This window comes from Phenylobacterium sp. (genome assembly GCF_046463815.1).
Classification (GTDB): domain Bacteria; phylum Pseudomonadota; class Alphaproteobacteria; order Caulobacterales; family Caulobacteraceae; genus Phenylobacterium.
The window spans coordinates 43,469-65,034 of record NZ_JBKBRO010000007.1 but is presented as its reverse complement, the minus strand read 5'-3'; the positions used below and the strand labels follow the sequence as shown (position 1 = coordinate 65,034).

The following is a 21,566-nucleotide window of genomic DNA, read 5'->3' as shown; positions in this document are numbered from 1 at the left end:
ACGCCCGCCGTCCCCAAATATCCATAGTCCGGCCAAGCCGCGCCGATGCCGGGCGGCGGGGCCGGAGAGTCGCTTCACGTGAGGACTCTTCGAGGCATGAACCGGTCCCTGATCTTCGACAGCCCCTTCCTGCTGGGTTTCGAGCACACGCGCAGCCTGATCGAGCGGGCGGCCAAGGCGGCGGCGGAAAGCTATCCGCCCTACAACGTCGAGGACCGCGGCGCGGGCGGCCTGCGCATCACGCTGGCGGTCGCGGGCTTCTCCCCCGACCAGCTGCAGGTCACCGTCGAGGATCGCCAGCTCGTCATAGCCGGCAAGCGCGACGGGGCCGGGTCCAGGTCCGAAGACTCCTATCTCCACCGCGGCATCGCCGCCCGGGGCTTCATCCGAAGCTTCGTGCTGGCCGACGGCATGGTGGTCGAGGGCGCGACCCTGGAGCACGGTCTGCTCCACATCGACCTCGCGAGGCCGGAGCCGGAAAACCGGGTGCAAAGCATCCCGATCCGCACTCCCGGCCAAGCTTAGTCGAAGTGTTGTTTCCGAGGTCGCTGGATGAACCGGGGCCTCACCCTAAACGAACGGCCGGCTGAACCGGCGACCGTTCGGAGCGTTGAGTTTCATGGAGGTGGTCATGATGACGCCTGTTCTTTCGACTGAGGCCTTTGCGGCGCTGGGCGCCCCGCATCTGGTCTATGTGCGCCCGGTGAAGGCGGCCGAGATCCTGGCCAGCGTGCCTTCCGCCCAGGTCCAGGGCTTCGAGCTCGATCCCGAGCAGACCCTCTACGCCGTCCACCGCGCCGACGGCGAACGCCTCGCCGTCCTCACCGACCGCGAGTCGGCGGTGGCCGCCGCGCTCGCCCACGAGCTGGCGCCGGTGTCGGTGCACTAAGCAGATCCGTCCCGACGGAACCCTCAGGCCGGCGGAAACGCCGGCCTCTTTGGAGGCATAGAGGGGCCGGCGGAAACGCCGGCCTTTTTCATGGGGTCACGCCGCCGAGCGCGAGGCGTCCTGCACCAGCAGGGCGTAGATGGCGTCGACGGTGCGGGCCTTGCGGAGCTGCTCGCGCAGCTCGGCCTGGCGCAGCAGGCGCGAGACCCGGGCGAGCGCCCGCAGGTGATCGGCCCCCGCGTCCTTGGGGGCGAAGAGGGCGAAGATCAGGTCCACCGGCTGGTCGTCGACGGACTCGAACTCCACCGGCTGTTCCAGGCGCACGAAGACGCCGCGCATGCGCGTGAGGCCCTCCAGGCGGGCATGCGGCGCGGCCACGCCGTAGCCGACGCCGGTCGACCCGGCCGCCTCGCGCTCGCTCAGCGCGTCGAGGATGTCGCCGGCGTCGAGGTCCAGCTTCCGGGCGGCGATTTCGGCGACCACGGCGAGCGCCTGGCGCTTGCTGGACGCGCTGACGCGCAGGGAGATCGCGGAGCGATCGAGGAGGTCGCCGATTTGCATGCTTGTTCGATACTCACTCTGACCGCGCCGCCTCTAACGGGCGGATGTGACGGCCGTTCGAAAGTGTCTGTGTCCAGTGGACCCGTGCTTGGTGGACCCGCTCAGTGAGCCGAGGCGGTTCCTTCCCCATCCGCCCCGTCCCCGTTACGCGTCCGCTCCGGGTCGATCCAGCCGATATTCCCGTCGGGGCGGCGATATACCACCGACAAACCGCCGTGCGCAGCGTTCCTGAACACAATTGTTTGAGCCTCGGTCAGATCCAGCTCCATGACCGCCATCGAAACGGTCATTTTCCGGATCGGCTTCTCGGTCTCGGCGATGATCATGGGCTCGGGGAAGGCCTGGGCGCCCCCGTGGGCCTCGCCGAGATCCTCGTCCTCTTCCTCCTCCAACTCCGGCGAGCGGATGACGAAATAAGCGGCGCTTTCGGCCTGTTTGGCCGCCGCCTGCGGCGAGTGGTCCTTGAGCCGGCGCTTATAGCGGCGGATGCGCTTGGCCATCTTCTCGAGGGCCACGTCGAAGGCCATGTGGGCGTCGCCGCCGACCCCGTGGGTGGTGAGCTGCTGGCCTGAGGCGAGGGTGACGGCGCAGTCCACCTTGAAGGCGGCGCCCTCGCGGCTGATCACGACGTCGGCGGCGCCGCCGCGGTCGAAGTACTTCGCGATGCTGGAGGAAAGTTCGTCGGCGACCCGCGACCGCAGAGCCTCGCCGACATCGACATGTTTGCCGGTGACCTGGACTTGCATGGAATGATCAACGCGCCCCGCGCCGGTTGGTGTCAAGCGCCCGAAACGACGGCCCACGCATGCTCCAGCATGGCCACGATGACCGAGGCCGCGAGCGCCAGCACCGCCCCGCTCACCGCCACCAGCGCATACCCCGCCAGCGCCAGGACGCCGTCCTTCAGGATCAGCGCCAGCGATAGCGCGCTCACCGCCAGGGCCGGCAGCATGTTGCCGCCCCAGATCGGCAGGATGAGAACCAAGGCCAGCGCGGTGCAGACCACGCCGATGAGCCGCTCGCCCACGGGCCCGAACAGGAAGGTGAGCCTGGGCTGGGAAATCGCCTCGATGCGCCGGAGCCAGCGGATCAGCCTGGGCAGGCGGGCCCGCATGTCGTCCAGCGGCACCTGGCGCAGCCTGAGCCGCTGGGGCAGCCAAGGCGCGTGGCGTCCGATCACCAGCTGGGGCGCGAGCAGCAGCAGCGGCAGGCCAAAGATGGTGGTGCCGCCAGGCGGCAGGGGCAGCAGGCAGAGCAGGCCGAACACCAGCAAGAGGGCGCCCATGGCCCGCCCGCCGAACCGCTCCACCAGCTCGGCCACGGTGATGCGCTCCGACGGGAGGTCGGCCACTTCCTGCAGCACCTCGGAGAGAGGCTGGTGATAGTCCGCCAGAAGCGTCATGTCCCCTCATCTGGCGCTTCACCGAAGCCGCGCCAAGAGGGGAACCCCAAAGTGGGTTAGACGGCTTCCTTCAGCATGCGCCGGCGCTCCACCGACGAGGGGATGCGCATGGCCTCCCGGTACTTCGCCACGGTGCGCCGGGCGATGTCGACGCCGGCCTCCTTCAGGATCTCGACGATGCGGTCGTCCGAGTGGACGTCCTCCTCGCGGGCCTCGGCGTCGATGAGCTGTCGGATCTTGTGGCGCACGCTCTCGGCCGAGTGCGCCTCGCCGCCTTCGGTGGCGGCGATGGCCGAGGTGAAGAAGAACTTCATCTCGAACAGGCCCCGCGGCGTGGCGATGTATTTGTTCGAGGTCACCCGGCTGACGGTGCTCTCGTGCATGCCGATGGCGTCGGCGACGGTCTTCAGGTTCAGCGGCCGCAGGTGCTCGACGCCGAAGGCCAGGAAGCCGTCCTGCTGGCGCACGATCTCGGACGAGACTTTCAGGATGGTCCGGGCCCGCTGGTCCAGGCTCTTCACCAGCCAGCTCGCCTGGGCCATGCAGTCGGCGACGAAGGTCTTCTCCTCGTCTGTGCGCGCCTTGCCGCTGACGTGGGCGTGGTAGCGCTGGTCCACCAGCAGCCGGGGCAGGGTGTCGGAGTTGAGCTCCACGTGCCAGAGGCCGCCCGGGCCCTCCCGCACGAAGACGTCGGGGCTGACCGGCTGGGCGGGCTCGCCCCCGAAGGCCGCGCCGGGCCGGGGCGTCAGGCCGCGCAGCTCGGCGATCATGTCGCGCAGGTCCTCGTCGTCCACCCCGCAGGCGCGCTTCAGCGCGGCCATGTCGCGCCGGGCCAGCAGGGGCAGGTTGTCGAGCAGGGCCGCCATCGCCGGGTCGTACCGGTTGCGGTCCTTGAGCTGCAGCATCAGGCACTCGCGCACGTCGCGGGCGCAAACCCCGACCGGCTCGAAGCCCTGGAGCACCCCCAGCACGCGCTCCACGAGGTCCAGTCCGCAGCCCAGCCGCTCGGCGATCTCGTCGAGGTCACAGCGCAGGTATCCGCCCTCGTCCACCGAATCGATCAGCACGCTGGCGACCCCGGCCTCGGCGGGCGTCAGGCCCGCGACCGCCACCTGGTCGTGCAGGTGCTCGGTCAGGTTCTTCTCGTGGGCCAGCGCGCCTTGCAGCGCCTCGGGATCGCCGTCGAAGCCGCCGCCCTTGCCGGCCCGTGACCAGTCCACCGCCCCGCCCGCGTCGCCGGCGGGCTCGGGGGCGTCGCCGGTGGCGCGTTCGCCGGGAGAGCCCTCGTCGTGGGCGGCGTCGAGGTCGGCGCGGGCGTCCGCATCGTCGACGCGGTCGGCGGCCGCGTCGGCCGGCGGGGCCTCGGCGGGCGCCTCCTCCGGCTCGTGGTCCCGCTCGTCCCGCTGCAGGAGCGGATTGCGCTCCAGTTCGGCCTCGACGAACGCCTCCAGCTCAAGGTTGGACATCTGCAGCAGCTTGATCGCCTGCTGCAGCTGGGGCGTGATGACCAGCCCCTGTCCCTGCCTTAGCTCCAGTCGCGCGCCGAGCGCCAAGGTCGAGCCCCCTCGTGGCCTGTTTCTTGCTGGAGGCTAAGGGCGCGATCCCTCCTGAGTGGTTAATGGCGAAACGATCTCAGGCCGCCACCGGCGCGCGGACGGCGCCCAGGTCCCACTCGAACTCCGGATAGAACCGGGCCATCAGGCGGTCGACATAGGCCACCAGGGTCCCGAAACCCTCCGCCCGTCGCCGCAGCTCGCCCGAGAAGAAGGGCGTCAGCGTCGCCGCCAGCAGGGCGAACACCGTGGCGTCCGCCCCGCACGGCCGGCGGCCGAACAGGAAGGGCTTGTCGCCGAGCAAGGCCGCCACCGCGGCCAGCGACCGGACGCCCAGCGCCACCTGCTCCACATGCGCGTGGCGGCCGATCCCGACGGCCCGGATGTTGGCCCGGACCTGGGCCTGCGCCGCCTCGCGCACGCCCTCGGGCGCACCGTCGAAGAAGTGGGCCGGCCCCTTGGCGAAGTTCTCGGGCGAGAGCCAGCGCTCGGCGGCGTTCACCCAGCCGAAGTGGTTCTCCATCATCCGCTCGACCGCCCATGCCGTGGCCCGCTCCTCGGGCGTGAGCCCTTCGTCGAAGTCCAGGCCGAAGGCGCGCTCGAGATAGCCCCGGATGAAGGTCGAGTCCGAGACCCGCGCGCCGGCCACGTCTATGTATGGAAGCTGGCCCTTGGGGCTGTCCTCGCGGGCGCCCGTCCGCTTCTCGTAGGCCAGGCCCGCCATGCGGAGCTGCACCTCGGTCTTCATGACGTAGGGACTGATCTCCGGGAGGCCGAACCCCTCGCCGATGCCGTAAAGGGTGATCATCGCGACCTCCATCTGCGGTTGACAGGAGGACCCTACGCCCGCCTTGCTGCCAGCATTCTGTCAGCAGCTTGGCGGGAGGCCGACATGCGCCGCGCGGACCGGCTTTTCCAGATCATCCAGATCCTGCGCCGCAGCCGCCGGCCGGTGACGGCGGACGCCATCGCCGAGGAGCTGGAGACCTCCAAGCGCACCGTCTACCGCGACATCGCCGACCTGATCGGCCAGCAGGCGCCCATCCGGGGCGAGGCGGGCGTGGGCTACATCCTGGAGGACGGTTTCGACATGCCGCCCCTCATGCTGACGCCCGAGGAGGTGGAGGCGGCGGTGCTGGGCGCCCAGATGGTGGCCGCGCGGGGAGATCCCGCCCTGAAGCGCGCCGCCGAGGACCTGATGGCCAAGATCGCCGCGGTGATCCCGGAGAACCTGCGGCCGCTGGTGCTGGAACCGGCCACGCGCGCCGCGCCGAGCTGGAAGACCCTGCCCGACAACCTGGACATGGCCGAGGTGCGCCGGGCCATCCGCGGCGGGCGCAAGATCACGCTGACCTACCGCGACGAACAGGAGCGGGAGACGCGGCGCACGGTCTGGCCCTTCGCGATCGGCTATTACGAGACGAGCCGCCTCTTGGTCTGCTGGTGCGAGCTGCGCGCGGGCTTCCGCAGCTTCCGCACCGACCGGGTCTCCTCGGCCGACTTCCACGAGGAACGCTATCCCGAGCGGCCGTCCATGCTGCGCGCCCGCTGGCGGCGGCTGCGCGAGGAGGAATGGTCGAAGATGAAGGCTGGCTGAACCCTTCCCTCCCCCTTGTGGGGAGGGTGGCGACCCCGGACTTGGTCCGGGGGAGACGGGTGGGGGAGTATGGATCAGACGGTGAGCTCGCCGCCCGGTCATGGCCTCCCCACCCTGGCCGCTGACGCGGCCTGTCCCTCCCCATCAAGGGAGGGAACGGTTAGCTGAACCGGTCGCCCAGATAGACCCGGCGGACTTCCGGATCGTCGACGATCTCGTCGGGCCCGCCCTCGAACAGAACCTCGCCGCCGGCGATGATCGACGCGCGGTCGATGATGTCGAGCGTCTCGCGGACGTTGTGGTCGGTGATCAGGATGCCGATCCCGCGCTGCTTCAGGTAGCTGATGACCTCGCGGATGTCGGCGATGGCCAGGGGGTCGATGCCCGCGAAGGGCTCGTCCAGCAACATGAACGACGGTTCGGACGCCAACGCCCGGGCGATCTCCACGCGCCGCCGCTCACCGCCGGAAAGGGACACGGCCGGGGCGTTGCGCAGGTGCTCGATATGCAGCTCTTCCAGCAGCTCGGTGACGGTGGCCCGGGCCTGCTTCTGGTCGCGCTGGCGAAGCTCGACCACCGCCATGACGTTCTCCCACACGGTCATTCCGCGGAAGATCGACGTCTCCTGGGGCAGGTAGCCCACGCCCATGCGGGCGCGCTGGTACATCGGCTGGGCGGTGATGTTCTCGCCGTCGAGGTAGATCGCGCCGTAGTCGGCCGGGATCAGGCCGGTGATCATGTAGAAGCACGTGGTCTTGCCAGCCCCGTTCGGCCCGAGCAGGCCCGCCACCTCGCCGCGCGCCAGGCGCAGGGACACGCCCTTGACCACCGGCCGGCCGCGGAACGACTTGCCGATGTTGTCGACGACGAGGCCTTCGGCCGGCAGGGCCGAGCGGGTCATGGTCTGCTCTGGCGCCACGCGGTTCACTTGGAGGGGCTCTGCGTCTTCTTGCTGGGGTAGAAGACCGCGCGCGGCCGTCCAGTTTGGTTCGGGCCCGCGGCCGTCCCCACCATCCGGCCCTCGCCCGTCTCGGCGTTGATCACCATGCGGCTGCCGCGCAGCACGTTCTGGCCCTGCACGGCCACGACATCGCCGGTCATCACGATCGTCTCGGTCTTGGCCTCATAGGTGGCGGCGTCGCTGCGGACGCGGCGGTCGGGGGTTACGTAGTAGACGCTCCCCTCGGCCTCCAGGCGGGTGAGGTCGCCGCAGTCGTTGCTGGCGCCGCCCGGCTTCTTGGGCTTGGCCTCGAAGAAGGCCCGGATCACGTCGGCGCGCAGGCGCGCGTCGCCCTGCAGCGCCTCGGCGTTGCCGCGCCAGGTGGAGCTGCACGCGCTCTGGGCCACCTCCGCCACATCGGCCGCGATGTCGATCGGCCCGTCCGACTTGGGAGAGAGCTGTGCGGCGGCGGGCGCGGCCGCCAGCAGCGTCGCGATCATGGCGATCGGCAGGGCCGTGGGGAGGACGAGAGCTTTCATGGGCCAGCTGTTCTTCTACTTCTTCGGGTTCACGCGGGCGCGGACCCCGCCCTTGAAGACCATGCGATCACCTTCGCCGTAAACGCCATAGGACTCCGCGGTGATTTCTCCAAGACCGCCAGACCCCTGAATGGGGCCTGAACCGACCAGTTCGCCGGTCTTGGTGTCGAACAGCGAGGACGCCGTCTGGAAGGTGTTCTTCAGGTCGGCCATCTGCACGCCGCCCGAGAGCGCGAGCTTGCCCGTGGCCTCGTGGAACACGCCGTCCACGCCGCGCAGGCGCAACTGATCGGGCCCGCCCTCGTCGAGGACCAGGGCGGGGTTCTTGAGCAGCACCCGCTGGTAGTCCTGGCGGTCGCGTACGGCCGATTCGGCGGTCAGCACGAACGCACGGCCCTTGCTGTCGCGACCGACGAAGCGGGGGTTGATGAGGCGGATGGGCTCGTCCTCGCCCTGCGCCTGCCGGGGCTGGGCGCTGAAGGTGGACCAGGCGACGCTTCCCGCCAGGCCCAGGAAGATCAGCACGATCAGCGCCGGCAGCAGGACCCTGAGCAACCGGATCGTGCGCGAGCGGCGGCGCCAGCGCTCGAAATCGGCGCGCCGGGCGACGGTCTGGACGGGAATGGAAGCCTCTGTCGCCGTCATGGCAGGCCTCACGAATGGGCGAAGATGTCGACGTCCTCCCAACCCGCGACGTCGAGGACCGCGCGGTGCGGAAGGAATTCGAAACAGGCGCGCGCGAGCTGGTCGCGGCCCTCGCGGACCAGCATCTCCTGGAGCCGGTCGCGCAGCGCGTGCAGGTGAAGCACGTCCGAAGCGGCGTAGGCCACCTGGTCGTCGGAAAGCTTGGCCGAGCCCCAGTCCGAGCTCTGCTGGGCCTTGGACAGGTCGACGCCCAGGAGCTCCCTGGTGATGTCCTTCAGGCCGTGCCGGTCGGTGTAGGTGCGGGCGATCTTCGAGGCGATCTTGGTGCAGTAGACCGGGGCGGTGAGCACGCCCAGGTGCAGCCAGAACATGGCGATGTCGAAGCGGCCGAAGTGGAAGATCTTGGTGACTGCCGGGTCGGTCAGCAGGCGCTTCAGGTTAGGCGCGTCGTAGGTGGTCCGGTCCAGCTTCACGACGTGGGCGTCGCCACCCCCGTCCGAGAGCTGCACGACGCACAGCGGGTCGCGGCCCAGCCTGAGGCCCATGGTCTCGGAATCGATGGCGACGGACGAGGCCCTGGCCAGGACGTCGGCCGGCAAGTCTCCCTCATGAACGAAAGTGGTCACGTCGCCTCAGACTCCGGCGCCGGCCGCCCGAACGGCGACGGCTTCAATCGCACTGGCTCCCGCGCCGACGCCGGAGGCCCGAAGGGGCCGATCTAGGATCGCGGTCCCCAAGGTTCAACCCGGGCGCGTCGCGCCGCCGGACGCCCCGGCCAAGCTGCGGCGCCAGTCCCGTCTTTAGATGATCCGGCGGAAGGGAGCCAGCGCCGAGGCGCCGGTCTCGGAGGCGGGGCCTCAGATCTCGATCATGTCGAAGTCGCTCTTGGGCGTCCCGCAGAGGGGGCAGCGCCAGTCGTCCGGCAGATCGGCCCAGCGCGTGCCGGGCGCCAGACCCTCGCCCGGATCGCCGTCGGCCTCGCTGTAGAGGTAGCCGCAGGTGCGGCACTGCCAGGTCTTGTAGGGCTCGTCGCTCACGGAAGGCGCTCCGCCTGGCCGCCAGGCGCGAAGGCCAGGCGAAGGGTCTCGAGGCTGGTCCGGCGGATGGCGTCGAGGTCGATGTGGGGGTCCACCAGCCACTGGACGGAGAGGCCGAGCAGCAGGCTTCCCACCATCAGGGCCGCCGATTGGGGATCGATCTCCCGCCGGACGCCGCCCTCGGCCTGGCCGCGGACCACCAGCTCGGCGAGCCTGGCCTTGATGGACTCGTGCGTGCGCGCGAAGGCGGCCCGGAGCGCCGAGGCGTCGGCCACCGCTCCGGCCAGCAGCATGAAGTAGGCGCGCGTCGCCTGCTCGTCGCCGAGGTGCCGGAGATAGAGGTCGACATAGGCCAGGACCGCCTCGATCCCGGCGAGGTCGTCGATGTGATGCAACGCCAGCATCTCGGCCTGGCGCTCCTGGAGGTCGGCGATCAGCGCCTCGATGAGCCCATCCTTGGAACCGAACTTCTGGGTCGCCAAGCCCCGGCTGTAGCCGGCGCTGCGGCCGATGGCCTCGAAGGTGGCGGCCGAGACGCCCTGCTCGGCCACGACGCGGGCGGTGGCCTCAAGCAGGCGCCGCTCGGATTCGTCGCGCCGTTCGGCCTGGCTGCGGCGTACGGGGGCGCGGGGGCTGGGAGCCTGCAGGGTCTCGCTCATGGACCCTTGGTACTTATTTGTTGAACGTATAGCAAGTTGCGCCTATGCCTTGCGGTGAAGCCCGCGGCCAGAGCCGGGCCGCCCGGAGGAACACCCCATGATCCCGCAGGACATCGCCAACACCATTGTCGACCCCAAGGCCTACGCGGCCTGGACGCCCGTCGACGAGGCCTTCCGCTACCTGCGCCGCGAGGCGCCGCTGGAGCAGGCCCAGCCCGAGGGCTTCGATCCGTTCTGGGTGGTCACCCGCCAGGACGACATCCGCGAGGTCGAGCTGAAGAACGAGCTGTTCCACAACGGCGACCGCTCGACCGTGGTCACCACCATCGAGGCCGACAAGAAGGTGCGCGCGCTGATGGGGGGATCGCCGCACCTCGTCCGCTCGCTGGTCCAGATGGACAACCCCGACCACGGGAACTACCGCCGGCTCACCCAGGGCTGGTTCCAGCCGCAGAACCTGCGCGCCCTGGAGGACCGCATCCGGGTGATCGCCCGCGGCTTCGTCGACCGCATGGCCGCCCACGGCGACCGCTGCGACTTCGCCAAGGACGTGGCCTTCCTCTATCCCCTGCACGTGATCATGGAGGTCCTGGGGGTCCCCGAGGTGGACGAGCCCCGCATGCTGAAGCTCACCCAGGAGCTGTTCGGCAACGCCGACCCCGAGCTGAACCGCAGCGCCGGCCAGCTGCAGGACGTCGACCAGGCCCTGCTCGCCCTGCAGGGCACGATCGCGGACTTCATCGCCTACTTCAACGAGATGACCGAGGACCGCCGGGCCAAGCCCCGGCAGGACGTGGCCAGCATCATCGCCAACGGCATGATCGAGGGCCAGCCGCTGGGGCACCTGGAGGCCATGAGCTACTACATCATCGTCGCCACCGCCGGCCACGACACCACCTCGTCCACGACCGCCGGCGCGCTCTGGGCCCTGGCCGAGAACCCGGAGCAGTTCCGGGCGGTCAAGAACGACATGTCGCTGGTGAAGGGGCTGATCGAGGAATCGATCCGCTGGGAGACGCCGGTGAAGCACTTCATGCGCACCGCCACCGAGGACGCCGAGCTGGCAGGCAGGAAGATCGCCAAGGGCGACTGGATGATGCTGAGCTACCCCTCGGGGAACCGCGACGAGGCGGTGTTCGAGGATCCCTTCAAGTTCGACGTGACGCGGACGCCCAACAGGCACGTGGCCTTCGGCTACGGCGCCCACGTCTGCCTCGGCCAGCACCTGGCGCGGATGGAGATGCGGGTGCTGTGGGAGGAGCTGCTGCCGCGGCTCCAGTCGGTGGAGCTCGACGGCCAGCCCCGGCGCATGGAGGCGAGCTTCGTCTGCGGCCCGAAGTCGGTGCCGATCCGATTCAAGATGAACTGAGGACGCGGGCCCAGGGCGGTTGGGACTTCGGCGAAGACCCAACCCGCCCGACGGGTGGTGCCCAGGAAAGGACTCGAACCTTCACGGCCGTTAAGCCACTGGCACCTGAAGCCAGCGCGTCTACCAATTCCGCCACCTGGGCCCGTTCCGTCGGATCGGGAGGCGGCTACATATGGCGCCGGCCGCAGCCGGTCAACACAGCGCGGACGTTCGTCGCAGATCGGTGGATGATGGCCTCTCGCCGCGCTTAGGGTCGAGTTCGCCTTCAGCCCGATCCGGAGCCCGCCATGTCCACCGCCGCCGCCCTGCTCGCCATCCTGGGCGCCCTGCTCCTGGGGGCCATGAGCCCAGGGCCAAGCTTCGTCCTCGTCTCGCGCACGGCGGTGACCCGGTCCCGGGCCGATGGCCTGGCGGCGGCGCTGGGGATGGGCTTGGGCGCGGCCCTCTTCGCGCTGCTGGCCATAGGGGGCCTCGTCGCCGTGCTGCGCCAGGCGCCCTGGCTCTACGCGGCCCTCAAGGCGGGAGGCGGCCTCTACCTCCTCTACATCGCGATCCGCATCTGGCGCGGCGCGGCGGAACCGCTCGACACCGGCGAGGCGGGCGTCCGCTCGCAAGGGTCGCTGACCCGCTCCCTGGGCTTGGCGTTCGTCACCCAGGTGAGCAACCCCAAGGCCGCCGTCGTGTACGGCTCCATCTTCGCCGCCCTCCTGCCGGCCCATGCGCCGGCCGGCCTGCTCGTCGCCCTGCCGCCGCTCGTCCTGCTGCTGGAGACCGGCTGGTACGCCATCGTGGCGCTCGTCTTCTCGGCTCGCGGCCCCCGGGCGGTCTATGCCGGGTGGAAGGCCTGGGTCGACCGCGCCGCCGCCCTGGTCATGGGCGCCCTGGGCGTCCGGCTGGCCCAGGAGGCCCTCTTCGCGCGGGCCTGATCGCGGCCCCGATTGCGGGAGGGGGCCGCATCGTCTAATCCGCTGGCTTCCGCGGACCCGACAACTCGAGCAGGAACCGGCCGGCCCATCATGCAGAACCTCGTCACCGTCTTCGGCGGATCAGGCTTCATCGGGACCCAGGTCGTACGGCAACTGGCCAAGGCCGGCTGGCGCATCCGGGTCGCGGTGCGCAACCCGAGCCTCGCCTACGCCATGCGCCTGCACGGCGACGTGGGCCAGATCGACGTGGTCCAGGCCAACATCCGCGACGCCGCCTCGGTGCGCCGCGCGCTGGAGGGCGCGACCGCCTCGATCAACCTCGTGGGCGTGCTCTACGAGGCGGGCCGCCAGGGCTTCCAGGCCGTCCACGTGATGGGCGCCAGGACCGTCGCCGAGGCCGCCCAGGCGCAGGGCGTGGCCCGCGTGGTCCAGATGTCGGCCCTCGGCGCCGATCCCGCGAGCCCGTCGAAGTACGCCCGCACCAAGGCCGAGGGCGAGGCCGCCGTGCGCCAGATCCGCCCCGACGCCGTGATCGTGCGGCCCTCGGTCGTGTTCGGCCCCGAGGACGGCTTCTTCAACAAGTTCGCCGCCATGGCGTCCATGAGCCCGGCCCTGCCGCTGGTCGGCGGCGGCCTGACGAAGTTCCAGCCGGTGTTCGTGGGCGACGTGGGCAAGGCGATCGCCCGGGCGACGGCCGAGGCGGACGCGGCCGGCCGGACCTATGAGCTGGGCGGGCCCGCCGTCCTCACCTTCCGCGAGCTCATGGAGCTGATGCTGGCCGAGACCGGCCAGAAGCGCCTGCTGCTCCCCGTGCCGTTCCCGGTCGCCGGCATGCTCGGAGCCCTGGGCGACCTGGTCGCCGGAATCATCCCGCCGCCGATCACCTCCGACCAGGTGAAGCTCCTGAAGGCCGACAACGTGGTCAGCGGCGCCCATCCGGGCCTGGCGGAACTCGGGGTCACGGCCACGACCCTGGAAGCGGTGCTGCCGACCTACCTCTACCGCTACCGCAAGGGCGGCCAATACGCCGACCAGGACGCCCGCGCGCTGGCCGGCGGCCGGGCGTAGGCCTCAGGGGGCGTAGGCCTCAGGTCAGCGCCAGGACGGCGAGCCCCAGGCCGCCGATCGCGATCCGGAACCAGCCGAAGGGCGCGAAGCCCCGGCGGGTGACGATGGCCAGCATGGCCTTGATCACCACCATGGCCGCCAGGAAGGCCGTGACGAAGCCGATGCCCAGCAGTTCCGCGCGTCCGGCGGCGGCGAGCTGGTCCCGGCTCTCCCAGGCGTCGAGCACGAACGCCCCCGCCATGGTCGGGATCGCCAGGAAGAAGGTGAACTCGGCCGCGGCCCGCTTCTCGACCTTCATCAGCATGCCGCCCACGATGGTCGAGCCCGAACGGGAAACGCCGGGCATCATCGAGAGCACCTGGTAGCAGCCGATGAAGAAGGCGGTCTTGAGCGGCAGCCGCATGGCGTCGTCATGCACCGGCGCCGGCGCCTTGCGGTCGATGAACAGCAGGATCACGCCGCCCAGGATCAGGGAGACGCACTGGACGGCCGGGCTGTCGAAAAGCACCGCCTTGATGAAGTCGTGCAGCAGGAGCCCCAGCACGACGGACGGCAGGAAGGCCGCGATCACGCTGAGCGCGAAGCGGCGGCTGTCCGGACTGGTGGGCAGGGTGACCACCGCGCCCCACAGCTTCTGGAAATAGAGAACCACCACGGCCAGGATCGCACCCAGCTGGATCATCACGGCGAAGGTGTTCCAGAAGGGGTCCGTCAGGCCCATGGCCTGCTTGGCCAGGAGCATCATGCCCGTCGACGAGACCGGGATGAACTCGGTCAGCCCCTCGATGATCCCGAGGACGACGGCATAGACCCAATCCGGCATCGCGGCTCCGTGAGGCGAGAGAATTCAGGGGCTGAAAGGGCGGTCACTATGGTGAAGAAGAGGTTCATCTCAAAATTGGACTAATGGAGTCCGCGAACGCCAGCTTGACCGAGCCGCGACGCCGCGACGCGATTCTGATGGTCCCATTATTGGATCAATGGGTTTTCCGGCCACGCCTGGGCCTCTAAATGCCGCCCACGACGGGAGGAGCCCCCATGGCCGAGAAGATGCTGAAGTTCACGACGACGCCGCGCGCGACGCCGGAGAAGCGTCCGGCCGGGGCGCGCACGCACGACTTCCACGAGATCTACAAGGACTTCATCGACGCCAAGGCGGCCGAGCAGGCCTCGCGCTGCTCCCAATGCGGCGTGCCGTTCTGCCAATCGCACTGCCCGCTGCACAACAACATCCCCGACTGGCTGCGGATGACGGCCGAGGGCCGGCTGGAGGAAGCCTACGCGCTGTCCCAGGCCACCAACTCCATGCCCGAGGTCTGCGGCCGCATCTGCCCGCAGGACCGGCTGTGCGAGGGCAACTGCGTCATCGAGCAGTCGGGCCACGGCACGGTGACCATCGGCGCCGTCGAGCGCTACCTGACCGACAAGGCCTGGGACATGGGCTGGGTGAAGCCGCTGGTCCCGGGCGAGGCCCGCGGCCAGTCGGTGGGGATCGTGGGCGCCGGTCCCGCGGGCCTGGCCGCCGCCGAACGCCTGCGCGAGCTGGGCTACGCCGTCACCGTCTACGACCGCCACGACCGCGCCGGCGGCCTGCTGATCTACGGCATCCCCGGCTTCAAGCTGGAGAAGGACGTCGTCGAACGCCGGACGAAGCGGCTGGCCGACGGCGGCGTCGAGTTCAGGCTGGGCTTCGAGGTCGGCCGCGACGCCACCCTGGCCGAGCTGCGCCAGAAGCACGACAGCGTGCTCCTGGCCACCGGCGTCTACGCCGCCCGCGACCTGACCGTCCCCGGCGCGGGTTCGGAGGGCGTCGTCCCGGCGCTGGAGTACCTGATCGCGTCCAACCGCAAGAACCTCGGCGACGAGGTCCCCGACTACGACTCCGGCCGGCTGAACGCCGAGGGCAAGCATGTGGTCGTGGTGGGCGGCGGCGACACGGCCATGGACTGCGTCCGCACGGCGATCCGCCAGGGCGCGGCCTCGGTCACCTGCCTCTACCGCCGCGACCGGGCCAACATGCCCGGGTCGGCCCGCGAGACGGCCCACGCCGAGGAGGAAGGCGTGATCTTCGAATGGCTGGCCGCGCCCAAGTCCATCACCGGCGAGGCCCTGAAGGCCGCCGGGGTGCGGGCCGCCCGCATGCGCCTGGGCCCGCCCGACGCCTCGGGCCGCCAGAGCCCGGAGGAGATCGAGGGCGCCGACTTCGAGCTGAAGGCCGACCTCGTCATCAAGGCCCTGGGCTTCGACCCCGAGGACCTGCCGAAGGCGTTCTCGGCCGAGGACCTGGCGGTCACCCGCTGGGGCACGGTGAAGGCCGACTTCCGCACCATGATGACCTCGATTCCGGGCGTGTTCGCCGGCGGCGACATCGTCCGCGGCGCGAGCCTGGTGGTGTGGGCGATCCGTGACGGACGCGACGCCGCCGACGCCATCCACCGCTACCTGACCGCCCACGCTGGGGCCGCCCTGATGGCGGCGGAGTGACGCCGATGACCGACATCCTGACCCGCTACGAACGCGACCGGCAGCGCCTGCTGGAGGCCAACGGCGGCTACGACATCACCGCCCAGCACGACGCCTGCGGCGTGGGCCTGGTCTGCGCCATCGACGGCAAGCCGCGCCGCGAGGTGGTCGAGCTCGCCATCCGTGCGCTGAAGGCCGTCTGGCACCGCGGCGCCGTGGACGCCGACGGCAAGACCGGCGACGGCGCCGGCGTCCTGGTCAGCGTTCCGCAGGACTTCTTCGCCGCCCATGTCGAGGCCATCGGCCACGAGGTGCGCCCGGGCCCGATCGCCGTCGGCCAGGTCTTCCTGCCGCGCACCGACCTCGGCGCCCAGGAAGCCGCCCGGACCATCGTGGAGAGCGAGGCCCTGCGCTTCGGCTTCTACATCTACGGCTGGCGCCAGGTGCCGGTGAACACCTCGGTCATCGGCGAAAAGGCCAACGCCACCCGTCCCGAGATCGAGCAGATCATGCTATCGCCGCCCAAGGGCATGGACGGCGAGGCGCTGGAGCGCGCCCTGTTCCTGTGCCGCAAGCGGATCGAGAAGCGCGTCGCCGCCGCCAACATCCAGCACTTCTACATCTGCTCGCTGTCGGCCCGCAGCCTGATCTACAAGGGCATGTTCCTCGCCGAGCACATCGACGAGTTCTACCCGGACCTCAAGGACCCGCGGTTCATGGCCGCGGTGGCGATCTTCCATCAGCGCTACTCGACCAACACCTTCCCCGAGTGGCGCCTGGCCCAGCCGTTCCGCATGCTCGCCCACAACGGCGAGATCAACACGCTGAAGGGCAACACCAACTGGATGAAGTCGCACGAGATCCGCATGGCGGCTTCTGCGTTCGGCGACTACCAGGACGACATCAAGCCGGTGATCCAGCCGGGCGGCTCGGATAGCGCCGCGCTCGACAACACCTTCGAGGTGCTGGTGCGCGCGGGCCGCGACGCGCCCATGGCCAAGACGCTGCTCATCCCCGAGGCGTGGAACACCCGCTCGGACGCGCAGATGAAGGCCAGCCACCGGGCCCTCTACGCCTACTGCAACGCGGTGATGGAGCCCTGGGACGGCCCGGCCGCCGTCTGCGCCACCGACGGCCGCTGGGTCGTGGCCGGCAAGGACCGCAACGGCCTGCGCCCCCTGCGCGTGGCCGAGACCAGCGACGGCCTGCTGATCGTGGGCTCCGAGGCCGGCATGTGCCGCGTCGAGGAGGCGCGCATCGTGCGCAAGTCGCACATCCAGCCCGGCCGAATGCTGGCCGTCGACCTGGTGGGCGGCCGCCTCTACGACGAGGACGGCATCATCGACCGGCTGGCGGGCCAGCACCCCTACGACCGCTGGCTCGGCAACATGGTCGAGCTTGAGGAGAAGATCGGCCCCGGGCCCGAGCCGCGCCTCTACGCGCGTGAGGAGCTGGTCCGCCGCCAGGCCGCCGCCGGCATGACGCTGGAGGATCTGGAGCTGATCCTGGCCCCCATGGTCGAGGAGGCCAAGGAGGCCGTCGGCTCCATGGGCGACGACGCGCCGCTGGCGGTGCTGTCCGACCAGTACCGGCCGCTCAGCCACTACTTCCGGCAGAACTTCAGCCAGGTGACCAACCCGCCGATCGACTCCCTGCGCGAGACGGCGGTCATGAGCCTCAAGACCCGGTTCAAGAACCTGGGCAATGTGCTGGCCGAGGACGAGGCCCAGACGGACGTGTTCGTCATGAACTCGCCCGTGCTGACCAACGGCATGTACGAGCGCCTGGTCGGCGTGATCGGCGAGAAGAACATCGCCGTGATCGACTGCACCATGCCGATCCCGGCGGCGGACGCGCGGCCCGGCGACGCGCTGCGCGCCAACCTCGAGCGCATCCGCGCCGAGGCGGAGGAGGCGGCCCTGCGCGGCTGCTCGACCATCGTGCTGTCCGACGTCGGCACGGGTCCCGAGCGGGTCGCCCTGCCGATGATCCTGGCCACCGGCGGCGTCCACGCCTGGCTCGTGGCCAAGGGCCTGCGCTCGTACGTCTCGATCATCGTCCGCTCGGCCGAGTGCCTGGACACCCACTACTTCGCGGTGCTGGTCGGCGTGGGCGCCACGGCGGTCAACGCCTACCTGGCCCAGGAAAGCTTCCTGGACCGCCAGGAGCGCGGCCTGACGGGCGAGCTCACGCTCCGCGACCTTTGCCTGAACCACAAGAAGGCCATCGAGGGCGGCCTCCTGAAGATCATCTCCAAGATGGGCATCAGCGTCATCTCCTCGTACCGGGGCGGCTACAACTTCGAGGCCGTTGGCCTGTCCCGCAGCCTGGTGGCCGAGTTCTTCCCCGGCATGCCATCGCGCATCTCGGGCATCGGCCTGGCGGGCCTGGAGGCCAAGGCCGTCGAGCTGCACCGCCGGGCCTGGAACCCGGCGGCCGTCAGCCTGCCGGTGGGCGGCTTCTACAAGTCGCGCCGCTCGGGCGAGGCGCACGCCTTCGAGGCGCGCTCGATCCACACCCTGCAGAGCGCCTGCGACCGCGGCGACTACCAGCTCTACAAGCGCTACTCCGACGCCCTGAAGGCCATGCCGCAGATCCAGCTGCGCGACCTGCTGGAATGGCGCGCCGACGGCAAGCCGGTGGCCATCGACGAGGTCGAGAGCGTCAACGAGATCCGCAAGCGGTTCGTCACGCCGGGGATGAGCCTGGGCGCCCTGTCGCCCGAGGCCCATGGCGTGCTCAACATCGCCATGAACCGCATCGGCGCGAAGTCCGTGTCGGGCGAGGGCGGCGAGGACCGCGCGCGCTACCGGCCGCTGCCGAACGGGGACAACCCCAACTCGGCGGTGAAGCAGGTCGCCTCGGGCCGGTTCGGCGTGACCGCCGAGTACCTGAACCAGTGCCGCGAGATCGAGATCAAGGTCAGCCAGGGCGCCAAGCCCGGCGAGGGCGGCCAGCTTCCCGGCTTCAAGGTCACCGAGATGATCGCCCGGCTGCGGCACGCCACCCCCGGCGTGATGCTGATCAGCCCGCCGCCGCACCACGACATCTATTCGATCGAGGACCTGGCTCAGCTCATCTACGACCTGAAGCAGATCAACCCCGACGCCAAGGTGACGGTGAAGCTCGTCGCCATGACCGGCATCGGCGCGATCGCGGCGGGCGTGGCCAAGGCCAAGGCCGACATCATCCTGATCTCGGGCAACGTCGGCGGCACCGGCGCCTCGCCCCAGACCTCGATCAAGTACGCCGGCGGCCCGTGGGAGATGGGTCTGTCCGAAGCCCACCAGGTGCTGACGCTCAACAACCTGCGCCACTTCGTGCGGCTCAGGACCGACGGCGGCATCCGCACCGGCCGCGACGTGGTGATCGCCGCCATGCTGGGGGCCGAGGAGTACGGCATCGGCACCGCCAGCCTGATCGCCATGGGCTGCATCATGGTGCGCCAGTGCCATTCCAACACCTGCCCGGTGGGAGTCTGCACCCAGGACGAGGCGCTGCGCGCCAAGTTCACCGGCAGCCCGGAGAAGGTGATCAACCTCTTCACCTTCATCGCCGAGGAGGTGCGCGAGATCCTCAGCGAGCTGGGCGTGCGCAGCCTTCAGGAGATCGTGGGCCGCACCGACCTGCTCATGCAGGTCAGCCGCGGCGGCGAGCACCTGGACGACCTCGACCTCAACCCGCTGCTGGTCAAGGCCGACCCCGGCCAGAACAAGCCCTACTGCACGATCGAGGGCCGCAACCCGGTTCCCGACACGCTGGACGCCCAGATCGTCCGTGACGCCGCCCCGGTCTTCGACCGCGGCGAGAAGATGCAGCTCACCTACACGGTGGCGAACACCGCGCGGGCCATCGGCGCCCGGACGTCGTCGCACATCGTGCGCAAGTTCGGCATGGACGGCCTGGCGCCCGGCCACCTGACGGTCCAGCTCAAGGGCTCGGCCGGCCAGAGCCTGGGGGCCTTCGCGGTTCAGGGGCTGCGCCTGGAAGTGACCGGCGAGGCCAACGACTACGTGGGCAAGGGGCTTTCGGGCGCCACCATCGTGGTCCGGCCGTCCCCGCACCTGGAGCGGCAGGCCAGCGCCAACGCCATCATCGGCAACACGGTGCTCTACGGCGCGACCTCGGGCCGGCTGTTCGCCGCCGGCCTGGCGGGCGAGCGCTTCGCGGTCCGCAACTCGGGCGCCACGGCGGTGGTCGAGGGCTGCGGCGCCAACGGCTGCGAGTACATGACGGGCGGGACCGTCGTGGTCCTGGGCAAGGTGGGTTTCAACTTCGCGGCCGGCATGACCGGCGGCATGGCCTTCGTCTACGACGCCAGGGAGACCCTGCTTGACTGGCTCAACCCCGAGAGCGTGGTCACCTGCCGGGTGGAGAACGCCCACTGGCGGGGGGTGCTGAAGGGCCTCGTGGAGGAGCACGCCCGCGAGACGGGGTCGGCGCTCGCCCGCGACCTGCTGCGCAACTGGGACGAGGCGCTCGGCCGCTTCTGGCAGGTCTGCCCGAAGGAGATGGTGGGCCGCCTCGACCACGGCCTGGAAGCCGAGGAGGCCGTGCACAGGCGGGCGTAGCCCCCTCCCCTTCATGGGGAGGGACAGGCCCCGCAGGGGCCAGGGTGGGGAAGCCAATCCCTGGGCTCGGCGCCCGGTCGAGACTCCCCCACCCGTCTCGCTACGCTCGCCACCCTCCCCATTAAGGGAGGGATTCCGGCTCCGGTCCGACGTAGCGCGCTCGTGGACGAATGAGCGCGTCGGATTGCCCCTGTTCGATGGCGTGGGCGATCCAGCCGGCGCAGCGGGCCACGCTGAAGATGGCGAAGGGCGCGTCCGCCGGCAGCCTCAGCGCCTCGCAGGCCGCGAGCAGGGCGAAGTCGATGTTGGGCGCCTGGCCCGCGACCGCGTCCACCTGCCGCTGGAGCTCGCCAAGGGCGTCCGGCGGCGTGAAGCGCTGCAGCAGCGCGGCGGCGCGCGGATCGCCTTCCGGATAGAGGGGGTGGCCGAAGCCGGGGAGCGCCCGGTCGTCGTCCAGCCGCCGCAGGATCGCCTCGCGAGGACCTGCCTGGGCCGCCTCGGCCGTGAACGCCCGCACCGCCGCCGTGGCCCCGCCGTGGCGGGGGCCGGAGAGGGTCGCGAGCCCCGCCAGCGCCGCCGCCGACAGGGACGCGCCGGTGGACGCCGCCACCCGCGCGGCGAAGGCCGAGGCGTTCAGCTCATGGTCGGCCACAAGCACCAGCATCCGCCGGATCAGGTCCGCGCCCGGGCCGCCCGGCCCCTGACCCCAGGCCAGCGCCAGGCGATTGTGGATCGCGCCCCCGCCCACCTCGCCGGCCACGGCGTCGGTCAGGATGTCGAGCAGCGTGGCCGCCTCCACCGCCAGGGTCAGCGGTGCCCGGCCCCGGGCCGGCGGATCGATCGCGGCGCGGGCGGCGAGCGCCAGGAAGGCCCGCGCGCGCATGTCGGGGGCTTCCGGCGGCAGGGGCCGGTCCGTGCGCTTAAGCGCCGCGCCGTGGCCGCCGCGCAGCAGGCGCGCGACCGATTCCAGGGTCTCGGTCTCCGCCAGGCGGATGGCGTCCCGGCCCCGGTAGTAGAGCCGCCCGCCCGCGACGGTGGTGATCGCCGAGGCCAGCACCGGCTCGCCCCAGCTGATGGCGCCGGCCGCCACGTCAGAGACCTTGCGGCTGCGGGACTTCCGTTCGGCCAGGGCGGCGATGTCGGCGGCCCGGTAGAGGCTGCGCCGGGGGTCGTGCGGGTCGGGCCGCACCTGCACCCGGCCGCGGCTCACGTAGGCGTAGAGGGTCTGCGGCCGGACCCCCAGGCGGGTCTGCGCCTCCTCGGCGGGAATCCAGTCGCGATGCGGCATCTATATATTGATCATATTGATCAAGATTGACGATCAGAGCCTGAAGGCAAATCTGCCGT

21 protein-coding genes and 1 tRNA gene are annotated in these 21,566 nt (G+C 70.5%); 8 read left to right on the top strand and 14 right to left on the bottom strand.

All coding sequences use genetic code 11. The features are described 5' to 3' along the window. The first annotated feature begins 96 nt into the window (after positions 1-96). Positions 97-525: an Hsp20 family protein gene (locus ACK4TT_RS06105; protein WP_409633674.1), complete on the top strand. Its 429-nt coding sequence runs from the start codon at positions 97-99 to the stop codon at positions 523-525. A 94-nt stretch (positions 526-619) separates the two neighbouring features. Then, positions 620-889: a DUF1150 family protein gene (locus ACK4TT_RS06100; RefSeq protein WP_409633672.1), complete on the top strand. Its 270-nt coding sequence runs from the start codon at positions 620-622 to the stop codon at positions 887-889. Between the two features lie 96 nt (positions 890-985). On the opposite strand, the gene ptsN is transcribed toward ACK4TT_RS06100, so the two are convergent. The 5 genes from ptsN to ACK4TT_RS06075 form a co-directional block, all read right to left on the bottom strand. Continuing rightward, positions 986-1,450 (bottom strand): PTS IIA-like nitrogen regulatory protein PtsN, encoded by a 465-nt coding sequence (gene ptsN, locus ACK4TT_RS06095; protein ID WP_409633670.1) that lies wholly within the window; start codon positions 1,448-1,450, stop codon positions 986-988. Between the two features lie 101 nt (positions 1,451-1,551). Continuing rightward, positions 1,552-2,196 (bottom strand): ribosome hibernation-promoting factor, HPF/YfiA family, encoded by a 645-nt coding sequence (hpf, locus tag ACK4TT_RS06090; RefSeq protein WP_409633806.1) that lies wholly within the window; start codon positions 2,194-2,196, stop codon positions 1,552-1,554. Between the two features lie 32 nt (positions 2,197-2,228). Then, complete coding sequence (locus tag ACK4TT_RS06085; RefSeq protein ID WP_409633668.1) at positions 2,229-2,852, bottom strand: exopolysaccharide biosynthesis protein; 624 nt, start codon at positions 2,850-2,852, stop codon at positions 2,229-2,231. A 56-nt stretch (positions 2,853-2,908) separates the two neighbouring features. Next, positions 2,909-4,405, bottom strand: coding sequence for an RNA polymerase factor sigma-54 (rpoN, locus tag ACK4TT_RS06080; protein ID WP_410212639.1), 1,497 nt, complete (start codon positions 4,403-4,405; stop codon positions 2,909-2,911). A 79-nt stretch (positions 4,406-4,484) separates the two neighbouring features. Next, on the bottom strand, positions 4,485-5,213 hold the full coding sequence (locus ACK4TT_RS06075; protein WP_409633664.1) for a glutathione S-transferase family protein: 729 nt from the start codon (positions 5,211-5,213) through the stop codon (positions 4,485-4,487). Positions 5,214-5,297: 84 nt separating this feature from the next. Between ACK4TT_RS06075 and ACK4TT_RS06070 the strand changes: the two genes are divergently transcribed. Continuing rightward, on the top strand, positions 5,298-6,002 hold the full coding sequence (locus ACK4TT_RS06070; protein ID WP_409633662.1) for a helix-turn-helix transcriptional regulator: 705 nt from the start codon (positions 5,298-5,300) through the stop codon (positions 6,000-6,002). 160 nt (positions 6,003-6,162) lie between these two features. Here the strand turns inward: ACK4TT_RS06070 and lptB are convergent, their stop codons facing one another. The 6 genes from lptB to ACK4TT_RS06040 all read right to left on the bottom strand — a co-directional run bounded on the left by lptB (position 6,163) and on the right by ACK4TT_RS06040 (position 9,822). Then, on the bottom strand, positions 6,163-6,903 hold the full coding sequence (gene lptB, locus ACK4TT_RS06065; RefSeq protein ID WP_409633660.1) for an LPS export ABC transporter ATP-binding protein: 741 nt from the start codon (positions 6,901-6,903) through the stop codon (positions 6,163-6,165). Positions 6,904-6,926: 23 nt separating this feature from the next. Next, a complete protein-coding gene (locus ACK4TT_RS06060; RefSeq protein ID WP_409633658.1) occupies positions 6,927-7,481 on the bottom strand; it encodes an LptA/OstA family protein in 555 nt (184 codons plus the stop codon). A 15-nt stretch (positions 7,482-7,496) separates the two neighbouring features. After that, a complete protein-coding gene (gene lptC, locus ACK4TT_RS06055) occupies positions 7,497-8,126 on the bottom strand; it encodes an LPS export ABC transporter periplasmic protein LptC (RefSeq protein WP_409633656.1) in 630 nt (209 codons plus the stop codon). Between the two features lie 8 nt (positions 8,127-8,134). After that, positions 8,135-8,752, bottom strand: coding sequence for a ribonuclease D (locus ACK4TT_RS06050; protein ID WP_409633654.1), 618 nt, complete (start codon positions 8,750-8,752; stop codon positions 8,135-8,137). Between the two features lie 231 nt (positions 8,753-8,983). Further along, entirely contained in the window at positions 8,984-9,163 is a 180-nt protein-coding gene (locus ACK4TT_RS06045) for a rubredoxin (protein ID WP_409633652.1), read from the bottom strand. Continuing rightward, complete coding sequence (locus ACK4TT_RS06040; RefSeq protein ID WP_410212638.1) at positions 9,160-9,822, bottom strand: TetR/AcrR family transcriptional regulator; 663 nt, start codon at positions 9,820-9,822, stop codon at positions 9,160-9,162. The genes ACK4TT_RS06045 and ACK4TT_RS06040 overlap by 4 nt, the downstream gene beginning before the upstream one ends. Positions 9,823-9,919: 97 nt before the next feature. Between ACK4TT_RS06040 and ACK4TT_RS06035 the strand changes: the two genes are divergently transcribed. Then, the gene (locus tag ACK4TT_RS06035; RefSeq protein ID WP_410212637.1) at positions 9,920-11,191 is read left to right on the top strand and encodes a cytochrome P450; all 1,272 of its coding nucleotides are present in this window, start codon (positions 9,920-9,922) and stop codon (positions 11,189-11,191) included. 55 nt (positions 11,192-11,246) lie between these two features. Here the strand turns inward: ACK4TT_RS06035 and ACK4TT_RS06030 are convergent. Next, positions 11,247-11,333 (bottom strand) — tRNA-Leu (locus ACK4TT_RS06030). 145 nt (positions 11,334-11,478) lie between these two features. Between ACK4TT_RS06030 and ACK4TT_RS06025 the strand changes: the two genes are divergently transcribed. Together ACK4TT_RS06025 and ACK4TT_RS06020 are read left to right on the top strand one after the other, a co-directional pair. Next, positions 11,479-12,117 carry a LysE family translocator gene (locus tag ACK4TT_RS06025; RefSeq protein WP_410212636.1) on the top strand — a complete coding sequence of 213 codons (639 nt, stop codon included), beginning with the start codon at positions 11,479-11,481 and terminating at the stop codon, positions 12,115-12,117. Positions 12,118-12,207: 90 nt separating this feature from the next. Next, entirely contained in the window at positions 12,208-13,185 is a 978-nt protein-coding gene (locus ACK4TT_RS06020; RefSeq protein WP_409633644.1) for a complex I NDUFA9 subunit family protein, read from the top strand. Between the two features lie 19 nt (positions 13,186-13,204). Here ACK4TT_RS06020 and ACK4TT_RS06015 read toward each other — a convergent pair whose 3' ends face one another. Then, entirely contained in the window at positions 13,205-14,008 is an 804-nt protein-coding gene (locus ACK4TT_RS06015; RefSeq protein ID WP_409633642.1) for an undecaprenyl-diphosphate phosphatase, read from the bottom strand. A 215-nt stretch (positions 14,009-14,223) separates the two neighbouring features. Between ACK4TT_RS06015 and ACK4TT_RS06010 the strand changes: the two genes are divergently transcribed. Both ACK4TT_RS06010 and gltB read left to right on the top strand, forming a co-directional pair. Next, positions 14,224-15,669, top strand: coding sequence for an NAD(P)-dependent oxidoreductase (locus ACK4TT_RS06010; RefSeq protein WP_409633640.1), 1,446 nt, complete (start codon positions 14,224-14,226; stop codon positions 15,667-15,669). A gap of 5 nt (positions 15,670-15,674) precedes the next feature. Further along, positions 15,675-20,219: a glutamate synthase large subunit gene (gene gltB / locus ACK4TT_RS06005; RefSeq protein ID WP_409633638.1), complete on the top strand. Its 4,545-nt coding sequence runs from the start codon at positions 15,675-15,677 to the stop codon at positions 20,217-20,219. 121 nt (positions 20,220-20,340) lie between these two features. On the opposite strand, the gene ACK4TT_RS06000 is transcribed toward gltB, so the two are convergent. Continuing rightward, positions 20,341-21,507 (bottom strand): citrate/2-methylcitrate synthase, encoded by a 1,167-nt coding sequence (locus ACK4TT_RS06000; protein ID WP_410212635.1) that lies wholly within the window; start codon positions 21,505-21,507, stop codon positions 20,341-20,343. Positions 21,508-21,566 lie beyond the last annotated feature (59 nt).

What these genes read in the sequence shown, in the direction of transcription:
- ACK4TT_RS06105 (WP_409633674.1), top strand. Translation starts at nt 97, where the DNA reads ATGAACCGGTCCCTGATCTTCGACAGCCCCTTCCTGCTGGGTTTCGAG.
- ACK4TT_RS06100 (WP_409633672.1), top strand. Translation starts at nt 620, where the DNA reads ATGGAGGTGGTCATGATGACGCCTGTTCTTTCGACTGAGGCCTTTGCG.
- ptsN (WP_409633670.1), bottom strand. Translation starts at nt 1,450, where the DNA reads ATGCAAATCGGCGACCTCCTCGATCGCTCCGCGATCTCCCTGCGCGTC.
- hpf (WP_409633806.1), bottom strand. Translation starts at nt 2,196, where the DNA reads ATGCAAGTCCAGGTCACCGGCAAACATGTCGATGTCGGCGAGGCTCTG.
- ACK4TT_RS06085 (WP_409633668.1), bottom strand. Translation starts at nt 2,852, where the DNA reads ATGACGCTTCTGGCGGACTATCACCAGCCTCTCTCCGAGGTGCTGCAG.
- ACK4TT_RS06075 (WP_409633664.1), bottom strand. Translation starts at nt 5,213, where the DNA reads ATGATCACCCTTTACGGCATCGGCGAGGGGTTCGGCCTCCCGGAGATC.
- ACK4TT_RS06070 (WP_409633662.1), top strand. Translation starts at nt 5,298, where the DNA reads ATGCGCCGCGCGGACCGGCTTTTCCAGATCATCCAGATCCTGCGCCGC.
- lptB (WP_409633660.1), bottom strand. Translation starts at nt 6,903, where the DNA reads ATGACCCGCTCGGCCCTGCCGGCCGAAGGCCTCGTCGTCGACAACATC.
- ACK4TT_RS06060 (WP_409633658.1), bottom strand. Translation starts at nt 7,481, where the DNA reads ATGAAAGCTCTCGTCCTCCCCACGGCCCTGCCGATCGCCATGATCGCG.
- lptC (WP_409633656.1), bottom strand. Translation starts at nt 8,126, where the DNA reads ATGACGGCGACAGAGGCTTCCATTCCCGTCCAGACCGTCGCCCGGCGC.
- ACK4TT_RS06040 (WP_410212638.1), bottom strand. Translation starts at nt 9,822, where the DNA reads ATGAGCGAGACCCTGCAGGCTCCCAGCCCCCGCGCCCCCGTACGCCGC.
- ACK4TT_RS06035 (WP_410212637.1), top strand. Translation starts at nt 9,920, where the DNA reads ATGATCCCGCAGGACATCGCCAACACCATTGTCGACCCCAAGGCCTAC.
- ACK4TT_RS06025 (WP_410212636.1), top strand. Translation starts at nt 11,479, where the DNA reads ATGTCCACCGCCGCCGCCCTGCTCGCCATCCTGGGCGCCCTGCTCCTG.
- ACK4TT_RS06020 (WP_409633644.1), top strand. Translation starts at nt 12,208, where the DNA reads ATGCAGAACCTCGTCACCGTCTTCGGCGGATCAGGCTTCATCGGGACC.
- ACK4TT_RS06015 (WP_409633642.1), bottom strand. Translation starts at nt 14,008, where the DNA reads ATGCCGGATTGGGTCTATGCCGTCGTCCTCGGGATCATCGAGGGGCTG.
- ACK4TT_RS06010 (WP_409633640.1), top strand. Translation starts at nt 14,224, where the DNA reads ATGGCCGAGAAGATGCTGAAGTTCACGACGACGCCGCGCGCGACGCCG.
- gltB (WP_409633638.1), top strand. Translation starts at nt 15,675, where the DNA reads ATGACCGACATCCTGACCCGCTACGAACGCGACCGGCAGCGCCTGCTG.
- ACK4TT_RS06000 (WP_410212635.1), bottom strand. Translation starts at nt 21,507, where the DNA reads ATGCCGCATCGCGACTGGATTCCCGCCGAGGAGGCGCAGACCCGCCTG.